We start from the raw sequence: 23,859 nt of genomic DNA, 5'->3' as shown, positions 1-23,859 counted from the left end.
GAGAGCCGAAGGCTTTCGTAACCCGCCACTGCGCACTTTTCGGCGGAGCGTGGCAGGTTACCTCAGCGGGCGCCTCCCAACTCGCCCTACGGTGTCCGCGAAGCATCCTCAATGCCACAAAAGCAACAGATACATCGCAGATACAATTCCGCAAACACTTTATTTTTGTCATGGTGCTACACTGGTCCGATCTACAGGACGATGATGGAGGCAGCTATGCACCAGATGTCGCGGCGGCAGTTCCTACGGGTTACTGGCGCCACCCTGGCAACGTCGAGCATTGCAGCGCTCGGGTTTGCCCCCACCACGGCGCTCGCCGAAGTACGGCAGTACAAGCTGCTGCGCACCACGGAAACCCGCAACACCTGTCCCTACTGCTCGGTGGGCTGCGGCATCCTGATGTACGGACTGGGCGACGGCGCGAAGAACGCGGCGGCGCGCATCATCCACATCGAGGGCGACGCCGACCACCCGGTCAACCGCGGCACGCTGTGCCCAAAGGGCGCCAGCCTGATCGACTTTATCCAGAGCCCGAACCGCCTCAAGGTGCCGGAATACCGCGCGCCCGGCTCATCGGAATGGAAGCAGCTGTCCTGGGACGATGCGCTGGACCGCATCGCCAAGCTGATGAAGCAGGACCGCGACGCCAACTTCATCGAGAAAACCGCGGACGGCAAAACCGTCAACCGCTGGCTCTCGACCGGCATGCTGGCCGCTTCGGCCTCCAGCAACGAGGTCGGCTACCTGACCCACAAAACCATGCGCAGTCTCGGCATGCTGGCATTCGATAACCAGGCGCGTGTATGACATGGTCCGACGGTGGCAGGTCTTGCCCCGACGTTTGGCCGTGGAGCGATGACGAATCACTGGGTCGATATCCGCAATGCTGATGTAATCCTGGTCATGGGCGGCAACGCAGCCGAGGCCCACCCTTGCGGTTTCAAGTGGGTGACCGAGGCCAAGGCGCACCGCAAGGCGCAGCTGATCGTGGTCGATCCGCGCTTTACCCGCACCGCTTCAGTGGCCGACTACTACGTGGCCACCCGCACCGGCACGGACATCGTGTTCCTGGGCGCCGTCATCAACTACCTGCTCACGACAGACAAGATCCAGCGCGAGTACGTGACGAACTACACCGACATGCCCTTTATCGTGCGCGAGGACTTCGCGCTGAACGACGGCCTGTATTCGGGCTACGACGAGGCCACCGGCAAGTACGCGGACAAGTCCAGCTGGGACTATGAAAAAGGCGAGGACGGCTACGCCAAGGTCGATCCCACGCTGGAACACCCGCGCTGCGTCTACCAGCTGATGAAGAAGCACTACTCGCGCTACACGCCGGACCTGGTGGAGCGCGTGTGCGGCGTCCCCAAGGACAAGTTCCAGAAAGTGGCGGAGATGCTGGCATCCACCGCCGTACCGGGGCGCGCGGGCACCATCCTGTACGCGCTGGGCTGGACCCAGCATTCCACCGGCGCGCAGACGCTGCGCCTGGGCGCCATGATGCAGCTCCTGCTTGGCAATATCGGCATCGCGGGCGGCGGCATGAACGCGCTGCGCGGACACTCCAACATCCAGGGCCTGACCGACCTGGGGCTGATGACCAATCTGCTGCCCGGCTATATGACCTTGCCGAACGAGCCGGAACAGGAACTGGAAGGCTACATCAACGCGCGCGCACTCAAGCCGCTGCGGCCGAATCAGCTCAGCTACTGGAGCAACTACCGCAAGTTCCACGTGAGCCTGATGAAGGCCTGGTGGGGCGCGGCGGCCACGGCGGAAAACAACTGGGCTTATGACTACCTGCCCAAGCTGGACAAGCCTTACGACCTGATGCAAGCCTTTGAGCTCATGCATCAAGGGAAAATGAACGGCTACATCTGCCAGGGCTTCAATGTGCTGGCATCCGCGCCGGACAAGCAGAAGGTGACGGAGGCGCTGTCCAAGCTGAAGTTCCTGGTGGTGATGGACCCGCTGGCGGTGGAGACGGCCGAATTCTGGAAGCCGCACGGCGACTTCCACAAGGCCGATCCGGCGCAGATCCAGACCGAGGTGTTCCGCCTGCCCACCACCTGCTTCGCCGAGGAGCGCGGCTCGCTGGTCAGCTCTTCGCGCGTGCTGCAGTGGCACTGGCAAGGGGCGGAACCGCCGTGGCAAACGCGCAGCGACCTGGAAATCATGTCGGGAATCTTCCTGCGCATGCGCAAAATGTACCAGACGGAGGGCGGCAAATTCCCCGACCCTATCGTCAACCTGACCTGGCCGTATGCGAAGCCGTTCAGCCCCACGCCGGAGGAACTGGCGATGGAGTACAACGGCAAGGCGCTGGCTGAGGTGACCGATCCGAAAGACGCCACCAAGGTGCTGGTGAAGAAAGGCGAGCAGCTGGGCGGCTTCGCGCAGCTGCGCGACGACGGCTCCACCTCCTGCGGCTGCTGGATCTTCGCCGGCTGCTGGACCCAGGCCGGCAACCAGATGGGACGGCGCGACAATAGCGACCCGACCGGCATAGGCCAGACGCTGAACTGGGCCTGGGCCTGGCCGGCCAACCGCCGCGTGCTGTACAACCGTGCCTCGGCCGACACCAAGGGCAAACCCTTCGACCCAACCCGCAAGCTGGTGGCCTGGAACGGCGCCACCTGGGGCGGCGCGGACGTACCGGACTTCAAACTGGACGAGCCGCCCGAGAACGGTATGGGACCGTTCATCATGCTGGCAGAAGGCGTGGCGCGCTTCTTTGCGCGGGCCGGCATGGGCGAAGGCCCCTTCCCCGAGCACTACGAGCCGATGGAAAATCCTCTCGGCTACAACCCGCTGCATCCGAAGAACCCGCGCGCCACCAGCAATCCCGCTGTGCGCATGTTCAAGGACGACAGGGCCAAGCTGGGCAAGCACGAAGATTTCCCGCACGTGGCCACCAGCTACCGGCTCACCGAGCACTTCCACTTCTGGACCAAGCACGCGCGCCTGAACGCCATTATCCAGCCAGAGCAGTTCGTGGAAATCGGCGAGGACCTGGCGAAGGAAATCGGCGTGCCCAATGGCGGCAAGGTGAAGGTGTCGTCCAAGCGCGGGCAGATCTTCGCCAAGGCCGTGGTCACCAAGCGCATCAAGGCGCTCACCATCGAGGGCAAGAAAGTCCACACGGTCGGCCTGCCGCTGCACTTCGGCTTCAAGGGCGTAACCCGGCCCGGCTATCTGATCAACACACTCACGCCGTCGGTGGGGGACGCGAACACCCAAACGCCGGAGTACAAGTCCTTCCTGGTGAAGGTCGAGAAAGCTTAGGAGAACCGACATGGCACTGCAATCACTCGATATCAAGCGCATGTCGGCCACCACGGTGCAGCCGCCTGCGGCGCGTAGCCCCGCAACCGGCACCGTGGCCAAACTGATCGACGTATCGAAATGCATAGGCTGCAAGGCTTGCCAGACCGCCTGCATGGAGTGGAACGACCTGCGCGACGACGTGGGCGACACCAACGGCGAGTACGACAATCCGCGCGACCTCACGCCGCAGTCCTGGACCGTCATGCGCTTTACCGAGCATGAGGAAAAGGACGGCAACCTGGAATGGCTGATCCGCAAGGACGGCTGCATGCACTGCGAAGACCCGGGCTGCCTGAAAGCCTGCCCGGCGCCGGGCGCCATCGTCCAGTACGCGAACGGCATCGTGGACTTCCACCAGGAGAACTGCATCGGCTGCGGCTACTGCGTGGCGGGCTGCCCGTTCGACGTGCCGCGCATCTCGAAGCAGGACAGCCGCGCCTACAAGTGCACCCTGTGCTCGGACCGGGTGGCGGTGGGCCAGGAACCGGCCTGCGTGAAAACCTGCCCCACCGGCGCCATCGTGTTCGGCACCAAGGAGGACATGAAGATCCACGCCGAGGAGCGCATCGAGGATCTGAAGTCGCGCGGCTTTGCGCAGGCGGGCCTGTACGACCCGGCAGGCGTGGGCGGCACGCACGTGATGTATGTGCTGCACCATGCGGACCGTCCCGGCCTGTACCACAACCTGCCCGCCAATCCGTCCATCAGCCCCATGGTGGGACTGTGGAAGGGGCTGACCAAGCCGCTCGCGCTGGCCGGCATCGCCGTCACGGCGCTGGCCGGCTGGTTCCACTACAGCCGCGTGGGGCCGAATGAAGTGAGCAAGGACGAGGAAGCGGAGGCGCTAAATGAAACGCGATAAGGACGGCAATCCGCTCATCGAGCGCTATAACGCGAATGAACGCAGCAACCATTGGGTGACGGCGATCTGCTTCGTGCTGCTGGCCGTGTCCGGGCTGGCCATGTTCCATCCGGCCACGGCGTGGATGGCCGTGTTCCTGGGCGGCGGGCAGTGGACGCGCATCCTGCATCCGTTTATCGGGGTGGTGATGGCGGTGTCGTTCGGCCTGCTGGTGGCGCGCTTCTGGCACCACAACCGCTTCGAGCCGGGCGACAAGGAGTGGCTGAAAGGCGCCACCGACGTGATCAGCCTGCGCGAGGACAAAGTGCCTCCCGTGGGGCGCTACAACGCGGGCCAGAAGGTGCTGTTCTTCGTGCTCATTGCCTGCATGGTGGGGCTGATCCTGTCCGGCATCGTGATCTGGCGCGCCTACTTTGCGTTCTACTTCCCCATAGACCTGGTGCGCTTCGCAGCGCTGCTCCACTCTTTCTGCGCCTTCGTTATTATTGTGGCGATCGTGGTGCATGTGTATGCGGGCTTCTGGGTCAAGGGCTCGGTGGGCGCCATGGTGCGCGGCACCGTCACCTACGGATGGGCGCGCAAGCACCACCGGCGCTGGTTCGAAGAAATGGCGCGCAAGCAGCGCGACTAGGTTTAGAATGGGCTGGCGGGTGAGCACGCAGTGCGTAACCCGCCAACCGCAGACGAGAGGACTTACTTGGTACAACGCCTTCTGTCCCCCGGCGAGATTGAATCGCTGGACCACAACACCATTCCGCGCCTGGTGCTGCCGCAGCCGGGCGTCTTGTTTCCAGCCCGCGCCGCCCGGCTGCGCCAGCTTGCCGCCGGCGGCGTCCCCGGCATACCGCCTCCGGAATCCCTGCACGGCTACCTGCTGCTGATGGCCGCCCTGGCGGACGCGCAGGCCAAAGTCGCCCCCGCCGCCATTCCGCCGCTGCCCTCCCACGACGCCATCGAGACCGCCCTGGCACACAACATGCCGCCGCTGCCGGTCTCCGGCCCGCGCCCCGCCGGCTGGCGCACCGTCTACCTGGCGCTGCTCGACGCGCTGGACACCTCCGGCCAGCCCCAATTGTCCGCCGTGCTGCAAGGCCTGCGCGCCTTGTCCGAAGCCGAACTGGAAGGCTGCGCGGACGCCGTGCTGGCCGAATTCGGCGAAGGCATCAACCCGCTGCACGCACCCTTCGTGGCCGCCGCCCTGCAAGTGCGGTGGACCTCGCACGCCAGCCAGCTCGATGCCAGCCGCGTCCAGCCGCCGGTCACCAACGCCTTGTGCCCCGTGTGCGGCTCGCATCCGGTGGCGAGCGTGATCCGCATTGGCGGACAGGCGCAAGGCTACCGCTATCTGCACTGCGGCATCTGCGCCAGCGAATGGCATATGGTGCGGGTGAAATGCAGCTGCTGCGAAAAGAACGCCCGCATCGCCTACCAAAGCCTGGACCAGCCGGAGGACGCATCTGCCAGCAAAGCCCAGGACCCGTCCCGCGTGGCCCGCGCGGAAACCTGCGACGACTGCCACAGCTACCGGAAAATCTTCAACCAGGAACATGACTTCATGGTGGAGCCGCTGGCGGACGACCTGGCCAGCCTGGCGCTCGACGTGCTGGTGACGGATGCCGGCTACGCGCGCGGCAGCGTCAATCCCTTGCTGTGGCTGGGTTCCGAATGAGCGCCGCCATCCGTCCGCCACGCGCCGTGCAGCTGCCCGCGGTGCACCGCGTGCTGACGGACGCCGCCTGCCAGCCGCTCATCGCACAATACGGCCGCGAACAGACCACCGCCACCCTGCGCGCCCTGCTCGCGGAACTGCGCGCCTGCTCGCTGGGCGATCCGGACGCCGCTGCTTCCACCGGCGGTTCTGCTGCCGGCAACGCAGCCGGTATCGCAGCCGTGATTGCCCGCCTGGCGGACCGCCTCGAGCGCACCAACCGCTCCGCGCTGCGCCCCGTCTTCAACCTCACCGGCACGGTACTGCACACCAACCTTGGCCGCGCCCTGCTGCCCGACAGCGCGGTGCAAGCGGTGGCCGAAGCGCTGCGCTGGCCCATGAACCTGGAATGGGACATCGACACCGGCAAGCGCGGCGACCGCGACAACCTGGTGGAAGAACTGCTGCGCGAACTGACCGGCGCCGAAGCCGCCACGGTGGTCAACAACAACGCCGCCGCCGTCCTGCTGCTGCTTAACACGCTGGCGATGGGCCGAGAAGTCATTGTCTCGCGCGGCGAACTGGTGGAAATCGGCGGCGCCTTCCGCATTCCGGACATCATGACCCGCGCCGGCGCCACGCTGCGCGAAGTGGGCAGCACCAACCGCACCCACTTGGCCGACTACGGCAACGCCATCGCCGCCAATACCGCACTGCTGATGAAGGTCCACTGCAGCAATTACGCCATCACCGGCTTCACCAAAGCCGTCGAGCTGCCGGACCTGGCCCCGCTGGCCCGCCGCAACAACATCCCCCTGGCCGTGGACCTGGGCAGCGGCACCCTGGTGGACCTGGAACAATACGGCCTGCCGCATGAGACCACCGTGCGCGAAACCATCGCCGCCGGCGCAGACCTCGTCACCTTCAGCGGCGACAAGCTGCTCGGCGGCCCGCAATGCGGCATCATCGCCGGACGCGCGGACCTGATCGCCGCCATCAAGCGCAATCCGCTCAAGCGCGCCCTGCGCGTGGGCAAACTCACGCTGGCCGCGCTGGAGCCGGTGCTCGCCCTGTACCGCGCGCCGGACCTGCTGCCCGAACGCCTGACCACCCTGCGCCTGCTCACGCGCCCCGCCGCCGCCATGCGCGCCCTCGCCGCCACGCTGCAGCCGCTGCTGCAGCAAACGCTGGGCGACGCCTATTCGGTTGCTGCCGAACCGATGCTGAGCCAGATCGGCAGCGGCGCGCTGCCGGTGGACCAATTGCCCAGCCACGGCCTGGCGGTCCGCGCCGCCCGCCAGACGCACGGCGACCCGCTCGGCACGCTGGAAAAGCGCCTGCGCGCCCTGCCCCGCCCCGTCATAGGCCGCATCGCCAGCGACACGCTCTGGCTGGACCTGCGCTGCCTGGAAGACGCCCAGCTGGAACTGTTCGCAGCCCAGCTGAAGGATCTGGCTTCGGCATGATCGTCGGCACCGCAGGCCATATCGACCACGGCAAGACCGCGCTCACGCGCGCGCTCACCGGCGTGGACACGGACCGCCTGAAGGAAGAAAAGGAACGCGGCATTTCGATAGAGCTGGGCTACGCCTACGCGCCGCTGGAAGACGGCAGCATACTCGGCGTGATCGACGTGCCCGGGCACGAGAAATTCATCCGCACCATGGCGGCGGGCATTACCGGCATCGACTTCGCGCTGCTGGTCATCGCGGCCGACGACGGCATCATGCCGCAGACGCTGGAGCACCTCGCCATCCTGCGCCTGCTGGGCGTGCGGCGCGGCGCCGTGGCGCTGAACAAGGCGGACCGCGTTGCGCCGGAACGCCTGCAGCAGCTGGAAACCGAGATCGCGCGCCTGCTGGAGGCAACCGCCTTCGCCGGCTGCCCCATCTTCCCCACCGCCGCCACCGTATCCGGCGACGCGGGCGTGTCAGCGCTGCTGCTCCACCTTGCCGCCGCCGCACGCGCCCTGCCCATACGCGACGAACAGCGCCTGTTCCGCCTGGGCGTGGACCGCGTGTTCACGCTGGCCGGCCAGGGCACCGTCGTCACCGGCACCGCGCTGGCAGGCAGCGTGGCCGTGGGCGACACGCTGGCACTTGCGCCCGGCGGGCAGCAAGTCCGGGTACGCGGCATCCATGCACAGAACCGCGCCGCCAGCGAAGGCCGGGCGGGCCAGCGCCTTGCGCTCAAGCTGGCGGGCGCCGCACGCGAAGACATAGAGCGCGGCAGCTGGATAGTCGCTCCCGAGCTGGCCGCCTGCTCCAGCCGCATCGACGTGGAGCTGACGCTGCTGCCCGGCGGCGGCGCGGCGCTCAAGGCCTGGTCGCCGGTCCACGTCCACCTGGGTGCGGCGCACCGCACCGCCAACGTGGTGCCGCTGGACGCGGACGCTGTGCATCCCGGCCAAAGCGCGCGCGTTCAGCTGGTGTTCGAGCAGGAGCTGCACGCCGTCCCCGGCGACCGCTTCGTGCTGCGCAACGCGCAGGCCACGCAAACCATAGGCGGCGGCATGGTGCTCGATCCCTTCGGCGCCGCCCGCAAGCGCCGCAGCCCCGCGCGCCTGGCCTGGCTGGACGCGCTGCATGCCTTCGCCGAGAGCCGGGACGGCCGTAAAAGCAGTGCCGACAACGGCATCTCCGCGCTGCTGGCGTGCAGCCCACATGGCCTGGCGCTGAGTACACTGGTGCGCCTGTCCCAGCTGCCGCCCGGCCGCCTTGACCTGCCCGGCGGTGTGCATCGCATTCCCCTGCCCGGCGGCGATGAACTGCTGATCGCCGCCGGCGCGCTGGAACAGCTGCAGCAGCAAGCCCTGGCCGCCCTGGCCGATTTCCACGCCCGCAACCCGGACGAAGCCGGTCCCGATCTCTGGCGCCTGAAACGCATCGCCAGTCCGGACAGCGACAATCCCCTGTGGAGCCACGCGTTAGCAGCCCTGGTCGTGCAAGGCCGCCTGGCCCGCAAGGGCAATGTGCTGCACCTGCCCGGCCACAGCGTGGAACTGAGCCCCGCCGAACAAGCGCTGGCGGAACGCCTGCTGCCCGAGCTGCTGGCCGGCCGCTACGACCCGCCCTGGGTGCGCGACCTGGGCGCCACGCTGGCCGTGCCAGAGGACGAAGTACGCCGCCTGCTGCGCAAACTGGCGCGCGCGGGCAGCATCAGCCAAGTCGTGCCGGACCTGTTCTACCACCCCGCGCCGCTGGCCGAACTGGCCCGCATCATCGCCACCCTGCCGGACGCGCAGGCAGCCACCCTGCGCGACGCCACAGGCCTGGGACGCAAGCGCGCCGTGCAGTTGTTGGAATTTTTCGATCGCGTCGGCTATACTCGGCGCGTGCGCAACAGCCATCTGGTGCGCCCCTCCGCAAGCTGGACGTATGAAACCAAGGAAGGCATTCCCGTCCGGTGACGGGGCCGGGCTTCAAACCCGGTGAGGGGCGTTAGCCGCTCCTCTGTAAGTTCGACTCTTTCTGCCTTCCGCCACCCGTCCGCATCGAAAGCCATGCCCAGTGGCCTGCCGCCGGTGTGCGCCAGCATGCCCTGCGCGGTGCCGTCCGGCTGCATATGCATGATGACGCCGTTCGCCAGGCCCGCGTACAGTTTGCCGTCCTTGCCCGGCACGATATATTCAGGCCCGATGTCCGCTGTGCGTCCACGGCAAGCCGGCGCCCACGCAGAAAAATAAGGTCATCAGCAAATGGGCGCCGGTGATGGTGGCAATGGCACCGAGCGCATTCGCGGCGCCATTGTCCGATCCGAGCTGGCCCGCGCAGAGCAGCAGCGAAAACGGCAGCGAGATGGCCAGCGACGCCAGCAAGGCCCATCCAACCGTCCTCCGTCCCGCGCGCGCCAGCCGCAGCAGCACCGGCACGCCAACCAGCGCAATGCCGGCCGTGCTGAACATGATGGCTGGCGCCAGCGTGTACACAAACTCCTGCCGTATCGCCGCCCAGTATTTATCCGGTGGCACCTGCCAGAGCTGCGCCGCTTCCTCCGGCGTGACATAGGCCGACGCAGCGGTGCACAGCACGCACGCCAGCACCGCGCCCGCGTAGCCTGCCAGCAGCCGCCGTGGCGGCACGAAGGCGGCGGCGTTGCGGTGATGGTAGACACCATACGAGCAGCCGATGATCAGCGCAAGCCACAGCAGCAGGGTCAGAGGATACGTCAGTATGCCGAACAAAAAATCGATACCCAAACCAGACTCCCGTGCGCGCGATGTTGTCGACCGCCGGAAGTGTACCCGTTTGCTCTTGGAAAATAGTCACGCATTGTCACACGGCGCGGAGTCTGTCTCACATTTGACCGGCGGCGCGGACGCCGCCTGCCGCAGCCACCCCGGCAGGTTCGCGGCTGGCATGGGCCGCGCGATCAGATAGCCCTGCGCCTGATCGCAGCCCAGCTTGCGCAGCAAGTCCCAATCGGCGGGCGTTTCTATGCCCTCGGCCACCGACGTCATGCCAAGCTGCCGCGCCGATTCGATGGCTTGCCGCAGCAGCGGCTCCAGGTGCGGCCGTTTCCAGGCCTGGTGCACCAGGCGACGGTCCAGCTTCATCTCGCCAAAGGGAATGCGCGAAAGCTGCAGTATGGAGGCGTGGCCCGCGCCATAATCGTCCAGCGACAGCGGATGCCCGCGCAGCCGCAGCTTGAGCAGCACGCGCAAGGCGGCGCCCAGGTCTGCGATCTCCGTATGCTCGGTGACTTCGAACATGACGGCCTGCGGCGGCACGCCGGAGCGGCGCACCGCGTCCGCCACATGGCCCGCCAGGTCGGGATTGGCCAGCGCCCGGGGCGACAGGTTGACGGCAACCGGCAGCATATGCCCCGCCGCCCGCAGCGCCGCGCTATCGTCCAGCGCCATGCGCAGCACCTTGATGGTGAGCAGGTCGATCAGGCCGGCCGCTTCGGCTTGCGGCAGGAAGCTGGCCGGGGCCAGCAGGCCGTGGCGCGGGTGGCGCCAGCGCAGCAGCGCTTCCACGCCGCGCGGCTTGCAGTCGGCCAGCGCCACCTTGGGCTGGTAGTACAGCTCGAACTCGTCGCGCAGCAGGCCGGACCGGATGTCGATGGCGTCGGGCACCTGAAAGGGCTTGGCCACCTCGCCGGCGCGGCCACGGCTTGCCATGCACTCGGCCACGGCGGCGGACAGCACCGCCGCCGACACCGGGCCGGCCACCGCAGCGCAGGCGCGCATGCCGAGGGCTGCGGCCAGCACCAGCGCGGTGTCCTGCAGGCGCGGGCAGTCGGCGCCGCAGAGCACCAGGCCGATCTCGGCGTCCAGCATGGACAGCGAGCGTATCAGGTCCGCGCCGTCCATGTCGGTCACGCGGAGGTCTACGATGGCCAGGTCCGGCGGTGCGGCCAGCGTTTCGATCAGGGCCATGCCGGCCAGCCCTGAGCCGGTGCAGCCATCCAGCGCGAGGCCAAGATGGCGGCAGGCGGCCAGCACGGCCCCCCTCTCCTTTGCGTCGCCGACGATGACGACGGTGCGCAGCGGCGCCTGTCTCATGGTTTCCATATTGCGGCCTCCATCACGCCCGCGCGGCCAGCGGCAGCCCGCGCAGGCCGGGCAGGCAGGCGGGCGGGAAGCGCCGGAGCGCGCGCGGCGGCATCGGCGGCATCGATGCGGAAGCGGCTTACGGCCTGCGCGAGCTGGCTGGACTGGCCTTGCAGGGAACTGGCCGCCGCCGCGACTTCCTCCACCAGCGCCGCATTCTGCTGCGTGCCCTGGTCCATCTCCACCACTGCGCGGCTGCACGCAACAATGCCGCTGTGCTGCTCGGCGCCCGCATGCCGGATCTGCGCCATGATGCCCTCCACCCGCGCCACGCTGTCGATAATGTCGCGCATCGCGTCCCCGGTCTGTTCCACCAGCGCCGCGCCGGCGCTGGCCTGGCCCGTGGCGGCGGCGATCAGCTGGCCGATCTGGTGCGCGGCGGCCGCCGAGCGCTGCGCCAGCTGGCGCACCTCGGTGGCCACGACGGCAAAGCCGCGCCCCGCATCCCCGGCGCGCGCCGCTTCCACAGCCGCGTTGAGCGACAGGATATTGGTCTGGAAAGCGATGCCGTCGATCAGGCCGATGATGTCGGCCATCTCCCTGGCCGAAGCGGCAATGTCCTGCATGCGCGCGGTCACGGCGGCCACCGCCTGCCCGCCGCGCTCCGCCGCAGCGGACGCCTGCCGCGCCAGCTGGTTTGCCGCGTCGGCGTTGGCGCTGTTCTGCTCCACGGTGGCGCTCAACTGCTCCATGGCGGCGGCGGTTTCCTCCAGGCTGGCGGCTTGCGCCTCGGTGCGCGCCGACAGGTCCAGATTCCCCGCCGCGATCTGTGCCGACGCGGACGCAATCTGCTCAGCATCGCGCCGCACATGCCCCACCAGCAGGCCAAGGTGCTCGCGCATATGCTCCATCTCATACATCATGCTGTGCTTGTCGCCGCTGCGCAGCGCGATGGCGCCCGTCAGGTCCCCCTCGGCGATGCGGGCCGCAACCTGCGCCGCCTGGCCCGGCTCTCCGCCCAGCTCGCGCCGCAGCCGGTTGATGATAAGCGTGGCCACGCCTGCGGAACACAGCAAGGCCAGCGCGCCCAGCGCCAGCATCTTCAGGCGCGTGGCGGCGTAGGCCTGCTCCGCTTCCTCGCGCGACGCGTCCATCAGCGCCACCTCGTTGCCCACCATGGCGGCCATCGCCTCGCGGCAGGCCTGCAGCATCGGCATGACTTCCGCAGCCAGATAGGCGCGCGCCTCGGCCTCGTGCCCGGCCTGCACCAGCGCCACAAGCTGCCGCTGGCCGGCTTCATAGGCCCGCACAGCCGCCACCACGCGCTTGAGCACGGCGCGCCCGCCTTCAGTGGCCACGCGGCGGTCCAGTTCCGCCGCGTCGGCGTCGATCTCCCTGCCGGCCTTGGCGATCCCGTCGATCTGTGCGCGCCGCACGGCCTCGTCGCTGCTCAGCATCACGTTGCGCAGCGCCACCGCGATGTCGGTCACGCGCAGGCGGATATTGGTGGCCAGTTCTATCTTGGGCCAGCGGTCCCCCGCCATGCTGGCCGCGATGGCGTTCAGTTTGGCCTGCTCCCGCAGGCCCAGCACGATGGTTGCAGCCAGGAAGACGCAGACCGTGGCGAAGCCTGCCATGAGCAAGGTGGCTACCTTGAAGCGGGATGTGTTCATTGCGGATCTCCTTTGGATGGCGAACAATATGGCCGCAGGATAGCCGCGCAAGGCATGCCGCAAGGAGTACAGGACCGCCGCCGCCGAAGGAGTACAGCCACATCCCCGGCAAGCGCGGCGCCGGCCGCAAACTGTACCCCTGCGACCAGGCCCGGACTGTACTCTTTCCCGCCCCGCCCGCGCGTTATGCTGGCTCCATGACTACGCACCCGACCGACCTCCGAGACACCCGTGGCCGCCCGCTGAGGGACTTGCGCCTGTCCGTCATCGACCAGTGCAATTTCCGCTGCCCCTACTGCATGCCCAAGGAAAGCTACGGGCCGGACTTCCCGTTCATGCCCTCCTCCGAGCGCCTGTCGTTCGATGAGCTGGCCCGCCTGGCGCGCACTTTTGTGGAGCTGGGCGTGGAGAAGCTGCGCATCACCGGCGGCGAGCCGCTGCTGCGCAAAGACCTGCCCCGCTTGATAGAAACGCTGGCGGCCATGCGCACGCTGGACGGCCGGCCGCTCGATATCGCGCTCACCACCAACGGCTCGCTGCTGGCCGCCAGGGCGCAGTCGCTGAAGGATGCGGGCCTGAGCCGCATCACCGTGAGCCTGGACAGCCTGGACGACAAGCTCGCCGGGCGCATGAACGGCGTCGATTTTCCGGTGGCGCGGGTGCTGGAAGGCATAGCGGCGGCGCAGCGCGTGGGGCTGGCGCCGGTGAAGGTCAACACGGTGATAGAACGCGGTGTGAACGACAGCCAGATCCTGCCGCTGGTGCACCACTTCCGCGACAGCGGCGTGCAGCTGCGCTTTATCGAATACATGGACGTGGGCGGCGCCAGCCGCTGGAGCGCGGGCCAGGTGCTCGGCGCGGACGCCATGCGCGCCATCGTGCAGCAGCACTACCCGCTGGAGCAGGACGGCGCAGCGCGCGGCCACGGCACGGCCGACATCTGGCGCCATGCCGATGGCGCTGGCAGCATAGGCTTCATCTCCAGCATGTCCCACCCCTTCTGCGGCGACTGCGTGCGCGCGCGCGTGGCGGCGGACGGCAAACTGTATCTGTGCCTGTTCTCGCAGCAGGGCGCGGACCTGCGGCCCTGGCTGGGCGAAGGCCAGGAGGCGCAGCTGGCCTCCCGCGTGCGCGCCTTGTGGGAAGCCCGCAGCGACCGCTACTCAGAGCTGCGCGGCACCGCCCCCGCCTCCGGGCGCACGCACGCGCACAAGGTGGTGCGCATGTCGCTGGTGGGCGGATAAGGCTTAGGCAAGCTGCCCCGCCAGGCGCCCCAGCATGCGCAGCGCATCCTCGATTTCCTTCGACCACGGATAGCTGTAGTTCAGGCGGATGTAGTTGGTATAGCTGCCGCGCGCCGAGAACATATGCCCCGGCCCGATGGTGATCTTGCGTTCCAGCGCCAGCGCATACAGCTTCATCGCATCCACGCCCTGCGGCAATTCCACCCACAGCACATAGCCGCCCTGCGGCTCGGACACGCGGGTGCCCGCCGGGAAGAAGCGCAGCACCGCAGCGGCCATCATGCGCGCGCGCTGCTCATAGCCCTTGCGCACCTTGCGCAAGTGGCGATCGTAGCCGTCGTTCTGCAGATAGTCCGCAATCGCCATCTGCGGCAGCGTGGGCGTGGTGAGCGTGTTCAGGAACTTCAGCTTCTCCACCTGCGCCGTGTAGCGGCCCGGCAGCGCCCAGCCTATGCGGTAGTTGGCCGTCAGGCTCTTGGAGAACGAGGAGCAGTGCAGCACCAGGCCCCGGGTATCGTAAGTCTTGAGCGAGGTGGGATGGCTGTCGCCGTAATACAGCTCGTGGTACACATCGTTCTCGATGGCGGGAATATCGTAGCTGGCCAGCAGCTCCACCAGCTCCCGCTTGCGCGCGTCCGGCATCTGGAAGCCCAGCGGATTCTGGAAGTTAGGCATGACCATGCAGGCCGCAATGCGCTGCTGCGACAGGATGGACCGCAGCGCTTCGATGCTGATGCCCTCGCGCGGGTCGGTCGGTATCTCCAGCGCCCGCATGCCCATGCGCTCTATCGCGTGCAGCATGGCGTAGAAAGTGGGCGACTCCACCGCCACCGTGTCGCCCGGCTTGGCCGCAGCCTGCAAGCACAGGTTGATCGCCTCGGTGGCGCCGACGGTGATGATGATTTCGGACGGGTCCACCGGCAGCCCGTTCTCCAGATGGCGGCGCGCAATCTGGCGCATCAGCTGCGGATTCCCGGGCGGCAGGTCGTCCATCACGCTCCAGTGCTGCGAGCGGCGCGCAATGGCGTTGGCGTACTGGTTGATGCGCGGCCAGGGGAACGGCGCCGGGTCCGGATACGGTGAACCCAGCGGCACGGCGCCGTGGGCGCGTATGGTGCGCAGCGTGGACAGCACCAGGCGGCTCACGTCCACTTCCGACGACAGCTCCAGCGGCGCGCTGGGCGCCAGCGGCGCCGGGCGCGGCATGCTGTTCTGCCGGATGCGCACAAAATAGCCCGACTGCGGACGGCTTTCGATAATGCCCTTGCTCTCCAGGAGCGAGTAGGCGCGCAGCACGGTGCTGATGCTCAGGCCACGGTGCTGGCTGGTCTGCCGCACCGAAGGCAGCTTGTCCCCTTCCAGCAGCACGCCGCGCGCGACCTGGCCTTCAATATCGGCAGCGAGGGTTTCGTAAAGGTTCATGCTGCGCAGTATAGCGCAGCGCATGGCCCCGCATGCCCCCCTCTCAGCACTGTACCCCAGTTGCCTCTGCGCTTCTGTACACCCTGCCCGGCCGCCCTTGCGGCGACACTGGAGGCTCGCAACAAGAGGAGCATCAAGTGAAACAACTCGGCATGGAAAACAAGGACGGCGCGGGCCGCGTGGCGCCATACACCAACCCGGCCGGCGGCTGGGGCGCGCTCAAATACGTGGCGCTCAATCTGTACCGCGAGCGCGTGGGCGCCGGCAAGCTGGCGACGCTGCTGGCGCAGAACCAGCCGGACGGATTCGACTGCCCCGGCTGCGCCTGGCCGGACCGCAACCACGCGTCCACCTTCGAATTCTGCGAGAACGGCGTGAAGGCCGTCGCCGCCGAAGCCACCAGCAAACGCGTGCGGCCGGACTTCTTCGCCCGCCACACGGTGGAAGAACTGCTCCAGCAATCGGACTACGAACTGGAACAGCACGGCCGCCTGACCGACCCCATGATGTACGACCGCGCCTCCGGCAAGTACGTGCCCATCCCATGGGACCAGGCCTTCGCCCTCATCGCCACGCACTTGCAGGCGCTGGATGATCCAGACCAGGCAGCGTTCTACACCTCCGGCCGGGCCAGCAACGAAGCGGCCTTTCTGTACCAGCTGTTTGCCCGCATGTACGGCACCAACAACTTCCCCGACTGTTCGAACATGTGCCACGAGGCCACCAGCCGAGGCCTGCCCCACACGGTGGGCGTGGGCAAAGGCACGGTCACGCTGGACGACTTTGAACTGGCGGACGCCATCCTGATCTTCGGCCAGAACCCGGCCACCAACCACCCGCGCATGATGGGCGAGCTGCACGCCTGCGCCAAGCGCGGCGCCGCCATCGTCTCCATCAACCCGCTCAAGGAACGCGGCCTGGAACGCTTCCAGGACCCGCAAAGCCCGGGCGAAATGCTGCTCAACTCCAGCACCCGCATCAGTTCCCTGTTCGTGCAGCCGCGCCTGGGCGGCGACTTCGCGCTGATCAAGGCCGTGGCCAAGCGCGTGCTCGAGCTGGACGAAAAAGCCGCCGCCACCGGCGGACCGCGCGTGCTGGACAGCGCCTTCATCGACGCCCACACGCAGGGCTTCGGCGCCTTCGCGCGCGACCTGCGCGCCGAGAGCTGGCCCCTGCTGCTGGAAGAATCCGGCGTGGCGCGCGAGCAGATCGAACGCCTGACCAATGTATACGTCCGCAGCGAGCGCGTGATCGCCTGCTGGGGCATGGGCCTGACCCAGCACCGCAACTCCGTGGCGGCGATACAGATGCTGTCCAACCTCATGATGATGCGCGGGAATATAGGCCGCCCCGGCGCCGGCCTGTGCCCGGTGCGCGGCCACTCCAATGTGCAGGGCGACCGCACCGTGGGCATAGACGAGCAGCCCACGCCGGCATTCCTGGACCGCCTGCAGCACGTGTTCGGCTTTGAACCGCCGCGCCGCCACGGCTACGACGTGGTGGCCACCATAGACGCCATGCGGGCCGGCCGCGTCAAAGTGTTCATCGGCCTGGGCGGCAACTTCGCCATGGCCACGCCGGACACGCCGCTCACCTGGCAAGGCCTGCGCCAGTGCGCGCTCACCGTACACATGGCCACCAAGCTCAATCGCAGCCACCTGGTGCACGGCCACGACGCGCTGATCCTGCCCACACTGGGCCGCACCGAGACCGACCTGCAAAACGGCGTTGCGCAAGGCGTCACCGTGGAAGATTCAATGAGCATGGTGCATATCTCCTACGGCATCAACCAGCCCGCCTCGCCGGCGCTGCTGTCCGAAGTGTCCATCGTGGCGCGCATGGCGCACGCCACGCTGGGCAGCGGCACCGTGGACTGGCTGGCGCGCGCCGCCAGCTACGCCCTGATCCGCGACGACATTGAAAAAGTCTTCGACGGCTTCCACAACTACAACGCCCGCGTGGCCAAGCCCGGCGGCTTCCACTTGAAAGTGGCCTCGCGCGAACGCGAGTGGGACACGCCCGGCGCCAAGGCACAATTCCTGGTCAACGCCATCGAGCGCGACACGCCCCTGCACCGCGCCCGCAAGCAGCACGGCGAACGCCTGCTGACCATGATGACCATGCGCTCGCACGACCAGTACAACACCACCATCTACGGCCTGGACGACCGCTATCGCGGCGTGTTCGGCCTGCGCCGCGTGGTCTTCATCAACCACGAAGACCTGCGCATGCTAGGCCTGCAGGCCGGCGGCATGGTGGACATCACCAGCGTATGGGACGACGGCGTGGAGCGCCGCGCCGACGGCTTCCTGCTGGTGGAATACGACATCCCGCGCGGCTGCGTGGGCGCCTACTACCCGGAGACCAATCCGCTGGTGCCGCTGTCCAGCGTGGCGACAGGCGCAGGAACGCCCACCTCCAAATCCATCCCTGTGCTGCTGCACCCGGCCGGCGTCAGCGCCCGTCCGGCTTCCGGCGCGCTATGACGTTACCACTTATACTACCTTGGCCGCCGCCCTTGGCGGAGGTGCTGCGCAACCCAGGAGATCAGATGCTAGTACGCGACTTTGAAGAACGTGACTTTGATGGCGTCGCTAATGTGTATGCGAACGCGAAGCTCGATGAATTGAAATTTGAACCGCAGCCGTTCCGCCTGACGCCGCTCTTGGACGATCCGGCAATCCTGGCCGCGTTCAAGGAGTCCAACGTCAAGGTATGCGAAGACGGAGAAATTCTAGGCTTCTCCGCCAGCGTGCCCGGCCAGTTACGCGCCCTGTTTGTGCACTCGACCTCCAGGGGGCGCGGGGTAGGCAGCACGCTACTGATGGCCGTGCTGGCACAAGAACGCGGACCGCTATCGCTGAACGTCGCCAAATCGAACACGCCAGCAATAGCTTTTTATGAGCGGTTTGGATTTGTTGAAGGAACAGAGAGCACCAGGCAATACGACGGCGTGGACGTCAGCTATTGCCAGATGACTCGCCTGTAAGCGTAATGCCGCTGCGAGACTCGCTCTTTTACAAGCATTCACGGAACGAGAGTCCGTTTCCGCAACATTAGTCGCCCCTGTTGATACCATATCGTGTACCGGCCCAATACGCTAGGCCGCTTGCAGATTCCGTCTTTATCAGCATGAGAGCGTCGCCTTTCAGCGTCGGCGAATTGAATGAACCGCGCCCATCCGTCGAAGTCGACGCAGCGAGATAGACATCCCGAAGAGATCCATCGTGCTCCCAAAGTCCTGGAAGTTGATCGACGCTCGGGCGATTCATGGACATATGCCTCACTTTTTCTTACTCAGCTTGCGCTTGATTTCTTCGTCAATCTGTTTACCTATGCCCGTGCCATGCGTTTGCATGAGGGTTCGCTCCATCGTTTCATTGAAGCTCTGCTGGAACTCGATTTCGCCCTCGGCCGGCGCGTCTCCAGTAAGGATTTGTTCAATCCCGTATTTTGCATACGTACCCTCGTTAGCTCGAATGACGTTTTCTGGAAGTAGACCAGGAATCATCAATGCATACCGTCCATGCTTGATGCACATCTTGGCGACAGCTTCGCCGTCAATCGCATACGACTTGCGCGTCTTGATTGCGACCATATGGCCGCAGGTGGGCATTGCCTCGAGACGCCGCAACGATGTCACCGAAAGGCATTCGAACGGATCGCTGCGACCCGAGGCGGCAGCTTTCCAGCAGTCCGATGACCCAGTATCAGGGACAAAGCCATGCGTACCTGCATGGCTCGCGCTGACGACTAGCTGAAACGCAGACGAGTCTGCTTTAAGCGCCGCTCGCAAAATTAGCTGAGTGGCCAGTACCTCTCTACTTATTGGCGATCTTAATGGTTTCGCATTTGGTCTCAACAACAAATCAGCCAAGGCCAATTGAATAGGCGCATCGTCAAGGTATTCGACGAACGGGTACCAAGTGTCAAAGGCTTTTTGGTACGCCCCTGCATCACGAAATACAATGCCCTTTTTATAGAAGGGATCCTCAAGCACAGCGGTTTTATTTGCAGGGGCAGCGAAGGAATTAATCGCTGAAAACGCCAGCAACGGTACAAGAATTGATTGGAATAATTTCATATCGATTTCTATCTTAGCATGCTGCTATTGGCTTGCCCTCCGAGGGCCTCTCTATTGGCGTACTTTTGGTGACCGACTGCTTGTGGCCGGACCCAGGCGTTGGCGTTGGCGTTGGCGTTGGCGTTGGCGTTCAGGAAAGCATGTTGCCTACAAGGAAAAGTCACGTAATGTCACACCCTGCTGAACACACCCCACCTAATCAGCGACGGCCGCTGTCTCTTAAAAGCTAAGCCCAAACGACAGCCATGCACGCACGCCGGTGAGGCAAGGCACTAAAAATCCCCTGTTGATTTCATTCGCCACCACGTAGCTGCCACTCATGCCAGATAAAGCGACGTTCGTCGGATACCCCGCCGAATGCCAATGCCGTAGCTCTAAAATAAGCGAATTGCCATCGCGTAGAAGATGGCGACACTTACAGAGGGTATAACATGCGTACTAAATTTTTTGCAGCGATATTGGGCTGCTGCACGCTAACCGTCGCAGCCGCTTCGGACCGGAAAATTCCCACTACCGGCTTACAAGATTTTCAAGGCAAATACGACTTGGTAGACGGCCGAGTGCTGACTATCACGCAACGCGGGCAACGGCTTATTATGCAATTGGACAACCAGCCTGAAGCGGAGGTTGTGGAAGTTGGCTCCGCAGTATTCGTGGCTAAATTTGGGGAAAAACGGCTTGAATTCGTTCAGTATCCCAACGGGACTGTACCAGCAGTACGCGTGATTGATAACTCCGGCACAACCCAGCCTGGTTACGAAGCTCCTGCTTCAGACCTACGCAAACGCTCTTCCCTTGAACCGAAGAATGTGTCGAGTCCAAGTGGAGTGCCCCTATCTCGAATTAATTAATGCCTTCCAAGTCTTACTGGGCTACCGCTCACGCATTTAGAAGGTCCGCTGTTGGCTACGGATTCAACCGGTCGACGCAACACTAAACTGCTTAGGCAAGAGGAGTGTCGCGTCGGCTCCAAGAGGACTCAGAGGAGGATAAGGCCAATCGATTAACGCCCGCCCCTGAGAGTATAGACTGGCGGCTCGGTTTCGCCCTTCTCCACCATAGCGAGCAGGCGCTGCAGTTCCGTGCGGTCTTTATCGTCCTTTGCGGATGAAACCAAGTTGCGCAGGATGGCGGCATGCGCCGTTTGCAGCGCCTGCGCCGCAGGTACGGCGACGTCCGGTTTCACGCCTACGTGTTCCCAGTTGGTTTTGGTGACGAAGTTGGTCGTGCGCGCGGTCGGGATCGCAACAGTGATGTCGTTCCCTACACCGTACCAGCGCACAGGATTTGAGCCTCCGCCGGTGGTCTCGCCGATCAGCGTCCCGCGCTTTTGCGCCTGGATGCCATACGCAAAATCCTCCCCGCCGGAAAACGTGCGCGCCGAGGTCAACACATACACTGGCTTGTCGTAACGCGGTGCGATGGTCGGGACCGTCCAGTACTGCTGCGTCGTATTGTCCGGGCGACTGTAGATGTCAATCAGGTGCCGCTGGTCGCCGAACGGGAAGAAGTGGCTCATCAAATAGGCCACGCTGGCCGGGCTCCCGCCGCCGTTGCGGCGCAAGTCGAGGATCAACGCATCCGTCCCGGCCATGAGCTGCATCGCCGCCGTATAGGCTTGGCCGACAAACTCCAGTCCGCCGAAGCCGCGCAGCTCGATGTAGCCGACGTTGCCGGGAAGACGTTCGATTTTCTGGATCTCATATCCCCGCCGTGCGCTCGCGTCGCGCCATTCTTCAATCTGGGCGCGGCTGGGCAAGTCGGAGCTGCCACTGGACTCACTAAAACCTTCGGAGACCCTGGCGCCGAAATGTTTGTCGCCGCTGAATTCGCGCATATCCTTCGCCAACGCCTCACTGAGCGCTTGCGCGCTGGCGGCGGACGCATAGCCTCCCTTGGCATGTTTGCTTGCAAGCGCACGGCCTACCCGTTCGGCTACATCTGGATCGATATAATTCGCGTTAATTTTCGCTACCAAGGTCTGCACAATCGCGGCGCGGTCGGCCTCCTTCAGCGGGGCGGCCTCGGCCGCCAAGGCGGGAATCGACAACAGCATGCTCAACACCAAGCCTGCAACAATCTTCTTTCTACCTAACATACATTCTCTCCAGGTTGGACTACGAATCGGATCTTGCTTCGAGCTGTTGCAGTGCTGCCGCCAGGGCAGGCATATAGGTGCGGCTGGCGCGCAGCACACTGCCATCGCGTAAGCGCAGCAGTGCGTCACGGTTGGTGAGTGAGCGCAGTTCGGCGATCATGTCCAGCCGCACGATGGACGAACGGTGCACGCGGTGGAACTGGCCAGGATCAAGCTGCATGGCCAGGTTGTGCAGGCGTTCGCGCACCAGCCACGTCTTGCCATTGGCATGCAGGGTGGCGTAGTCACCGTCCGCCTCGATGCGTTCGACCTCGGCCACCGGCACCAGCACGGTGCGCAATCCGACTCGCACGCTGAACGTGCGCGCCTGCGGCGCCAACGCCACGGCGGCACGCCCCCGTCCTCGGTACGGGAACGCCTGCTGCGCGCGGTCGAGGGCTTCGTCGAAGCGGTCGTCATCCACGGGCTTGAGCAGGTAATCGATTGCGGCAAGTTCGAAGGCTTGCACGGCGAAGCTGTCGTAAGCCGTAAGCAGGATCGCCATCGGCCGCTGCGCCGGCGGCAATGCGGACAGCACCTCCAGGCCGCTCTGTCCCGGCATTTCGACATCGACAAAAACCAAGTCAGGCTGCAGCGTCACGATCCCTTGGTAAGCGCTGGCGCCGTCACCGAATTCGCCCACCAGCGCGAAGCCGGCGTGGCGCGCCAGCCTGACTTTGACCGCCAGCCGCGCCAGCGGCTCGTCGTCGACAATCACCACCCGCATCGTCATGCCGACGCCTCCATGCCGCGCCGTGGCAGCGCAAGGCGCACGTGGAAGCGCCCGTCCGCGCCCCATCCCGCGTCCACCTGCTGATCCGTGCCGTACAAGCGGCGCAGGCGTTCCCGGACGTTGGACAGGCCGATGCCGCTCCCCACATGCGGCCGCCGCTGACCGTCGTTCCGCACGTCGATGACAAGACGCTCGCCGTCGCGTTCGACCAGAATGTCGACCAGGCCGGGACTGGCCAGCGGTGCGATGCCGTGACGGATCGCGTTCTCCACCAGCGGCTGCAGGATCAGGTAAGGCACGACGCTGTCCAGCAGGTCGGGGCCGACCTTCATCGTCAGGCGCAGGCGTTCGCCGAGCCGCGCCTTTTCGATGGCCAGGTAGGCGTCGAGCAAGGCCAGTTCATCGGCCAGCGCATGCTCGTGGCGGCCATCGTGCGCCAGGGTGGCGCGCAGAAAGTCGGCCAGCGACGCCAGCATGCGGTTGGCCTCCCGGTTGGACTGGGCCGACACCAGCGCGGACACCGCGTTCAGGGAGTTGAAGAGGAAGTGCGGATTGACCTGCAGGCGCAGCGCGCGCAACTCGGCATCGCGCGCGGCGCCTTGCGCCTGGGCCAGATGCAATTGCGCCTGCTGCAGCGACACATAATAGGCCGCCACCGCGTGGACCGCACAAAACGCGACCAGCGCCAGCCAGCAGCTATCCAGGCCCCGTGCCAGGTATGCCCATTGGTAGCCCGTCTCCCGTCCAATCGCGATCCCGAAGCTCTGTCCCAGGAAGGCGTTCGTAATCGCCATGGCATAGGTGATCACCAGCAGTATCGATCCCATGCGCAGCCAAGACCAATCGCGGCGCCACATGGCCCGCTGAAGCAGCGTCAGCGGAATAAGCCATAGCAGGCAGGCGACCAGGAACAGCGTGCGAAAGGCGACGATATAGTGATCACTGGCGGCGGGCAGGCCCAGGATGACCATGCAGGCTGACACCGGCAACGCGGCCAGCACGGGAACGAGCAGAGGGGTTTCGACTTTCACGCGGAGTTTCCAGAAATGCAATCCCGCAATTCTAGCGTTTCAATCACCCAACGAATAGCAAGCAATACAAGCATGGAAGGTCCAGGGATACGGAAGTCACCACCTTAAGTGATGGCCTGGCAGTGGTCGAGTCAATTGCGGCGACCCGTGCATAGCTTGCGGCAAGTCGGTCGGCGCTTGCGGTAGTGGACCACGGAGGGG

General features: G+C 65.5%; 18 protein-coding genes and 1 tRNA gene. 11 read left to right on the top strand and 8 right to left on the bottom strand.

The features are described 5' to 3' along the window. Positions 1-216: 216 nt before the first annotated feature. From fdnG to AC07S4_RS01345, 7 genes are all read left to right on the top strand, one after another. Positions 217-3,288: a formate dehydrogenase-N subunit alpha gene (fdnG, locus tag AC07S4_RS01375; protein WP_494984890.1), complete on the top strand. Its 3,072-nt coding sequence runs from the start codon at positions 217-219 to the stop codon at positions 3,286-3,288. Positions 3,289-3,298: 10 nt separating this feature from the next. Beyond that, a complete protein-coding gene (gene fdxH / locus AC07S4_RS01370) occupies positions 3,299-4,192 on the top strand; it encodes a formate dehydrogenase subunit beta (RefSeq protein ID WP_494984889.1) in 894 nt (297 codons plus the stop codon). Beyond that, positions 4,179-4,823: a formate dehydrogenase subunit gamma gene (locus AC07S4_RS01365; RefSeq protein ID WP_161070691.1), complete on the top strand. Its 645-nt coding sequence runs from the start codon at positions 4,179-4,181 to the stop codon at positions 4,821-4,823. Before fdxH ends, AC07S4_RS01365 begins: the two co-directional genes overlap by 14 nt. Before the next feature lie 66 nt (positions 4,824-4,889). Further along, complete coding sequence (fdhE, locus tag AC07S4_RS01360; RefSeq protein ID WP_494984888.1) at positions 4,890-5,861, top strand: formate dehydrogenase accessory protein FdhE; 972 nt, start codon at positions 4,890-4,892, stop codon at positions 5,859-5,861. Beyond that, positions 5,858-7,306, top strand: a complete 1,449-nt coding sequence (gene selA / locus AC07S4_RS01355; RefSeq protein ID WP_494984887.1) for an L-seryl-tRNA(Sec) selenium transferase — start codon at positions 5,858-5,860, stop codon at positions 7,304-7,306. The genes fdhE and selA overlap by 4 nt, the downstream gene beginning before the upstream one ends. Next, a complete protein-coding gene (gene selB, locus AC07S4_RS01350; protein WP_494984886.1) occupies positions 7,303-9,249 on the top strand; it encodes a selenocysteine-specific translation elongation factor in 1,947 nt (648 codons plus the stop codon). Before selA ends, selB begins: the two co-directional genes overlap by 4 nt. After that, positions 9,228-9,323: transfer RNA gene (locus tag AC07S4_RS01345), tRNA-Sec, on the top strand. The genes selB and AC07S4_RS01345 overlap by 22 nt, the downstream gene beginning before the upstream one ends. 145 nt (positions 9,324-9,468) lie before the next feature. Here the strand turns inward: AC07S4_RS01345 and AC07S4_RS01340 are convergent. From AC07S4_RS01340 to AC07S4_RS01330, 3 genes are all read right to left on the bottom strand, one after another. Then, positions 9,469-10,038, bottom strand: a complete 570-nt coding sequence (locus tag AC07S4_RS01340; RefSeq protein WP_494984885.1) for a hypothetical protein — start codon at positions 10,036-10,038, stop codon at positions 9,469-9,471. Between the two features lie 66 nt (positions 10,039-10,104). Then, entirely contained in the window at positions 10,105-11,355 is a 1,251-nt protein-coding gene (locus tag AC07S4_RS01335; RefSeq protein WP_494984884.1) for an EAL domain-containing protein, read from the bottom strand. After that, positions 11,343-13,007, bottom strand: a complete 1,665-nt coding sequence (locus AC07S4_RS01330; protein ID WP_494984883.1) for a methyl-accepting chemotaxis protein — start codon at positions 13,005-13,007, stop codon at positions 11,343-11,345. The genes AC07S4_RS01335 and AC07S4_RS01330 overlap by 13 nt, the downstream gene beginning before the upstream one ends. Before the next feature lie 197 nt (positions 13,008-13,204). Here AC07S4_RS01330 and moaA point away from each other — a divergent pair, with 197 nt between their 5' ends. Next, positions 13,205-14,251: a GTP 3',8-cyclase MoaA gene (moaA, locus tag AC07S4_RS01325; protein WP_494984882.1), complete on the top strand. Its 1,047-nt coding sequence runs from the start codon at positions 13,205-13,207 to the stop codon at positions 14,249-14,251. Positions 14,252-14,254: 3 nt separating this feature from the next. Here the strand turns inward: moaA and AC07S4_RS01320 are convergent, their stop codons facing one another. Continuing rightward, on the bottom strand, positions 14,255-15,673 hold the full coding sequence (locus AC07S4_RS01320; protein ID WP_494985590.1) for an aminotransferase-like domain-containing protein: 1,419 nt from the start codon (positions 15,671-15,673) through the stop codon (positions 14,255-14,257). A gap of 152 nt (positions 15,674-15,825) precedes the next feature. On the opposite strand from AC07S4_RS01320, the gene AC07S4_RS01315 reads away from it, so the two are divergent. After that, a complete protein-coding gene (locus AC07S4_RS01315; protein WP_494985589.1) occupies positions 15,826-18,159 on the top strand; it encodes an FdhF/YdeP family oxidoreductase in 2,334 nt (777 codons plus the stop codon). 65 nt (positions 18,160-18,224) lie between these two features. Continuing rightward, complete coding sequence (locus tag AC07S4_RS01310) at positions 18,225-18,662, top strand: GNAT family N-acetyltransferase (RefSeq protein WP_494984881.1); 438 nt, start codon at positions 18,225-18,227, stop codon at positions 18,660-18,662. Positions 18,663-18,956: 294 nt separating this feature from the next. On the opposite strand, the gene AC07S4_RS01305 is transcribed toward AC07S4_RS01310, so the two are convergent. Next, a complete protein-coding gene (locus tag AC07S4_RS01305; protein ID WP_494984880.1) occupies positions 18,957-19,757 on the bottom strand; it encodes a hypothetical protein in 801 nt (266 codons plus the stop codon). A gap of 431 nt (positions 19,758-20,188) precedes the next feature. On the opposite strand from AC07S4_RS01305, the gene AC07S4_RS01300 reads away from it, so the two are divergent. Further along, positions 20,189-20,608: a DUF3471 domain-containing protein gene (locus AC07S4_RS01300; RefSeq protein ID WP_494984879.1), complete on the top strand. Its 420-nt coding sequence runs from the start codon at positions 20,189-20,191 to the stop codon at positions 20,606-20,608. A 152-nt stretch (positions 20,609-20,760) separates the two neighbouring features. Here the strand turns inward: AC07S4_RS01300 and AC07S4_RS01295 are convergent, their stop codons facing one another. The 3 genes from AC07S4_RS01295 to AC07S4_RS01285 form a co-directional block, all read right to left on the bottom strand. Beyond that, positions 20,761-21,813, bottom strand: coding sequence for a S41 family peptidase (locus AC07S4_RS01295; RefSeq protein ID WP_494984878.1), 1,053 nt, complete (start codon positions 21,811-21,813; stop codon positions 20,761-20,763). A gap of 61 nt (positions 21,814-21,874) precedes the next feature. After that, positions 21,875-22,627, bottom strand: coding sequence for a LytR/AlgR family response regulator transcription factor (locus AC07S4_RS01290; protein ID WP_494984877.1), 753 nt, complete (start codon positions 22,625-22,627; stop codon positions 21,875-21,877). Further along, positions 22,624-23,658 (bottom strand): sensor histidine kinase, encoded by a 1,035-nt coding sequence (locus AC07S4_RS01285; protein WP_494984876.1) that lies wholly within the window; start codon positions 23,656-23,658, stop codon positions 22,624-22,626. Before AC07S4_RS01285 ends, AC07S4_RS01290 begins: the two co-directional genes overlap by 4 nt. Between the last annotated feature and the right edge of the window lie 201 nt (positions 23,659-23,859).

It is taken from the genome of Pseudoduganella sp. GW821-FHT05F09 (genome assembly GCF_059419605.1).
This window is presented reverse-complemented; position numbering and strand designations above follow the sequence as displayed.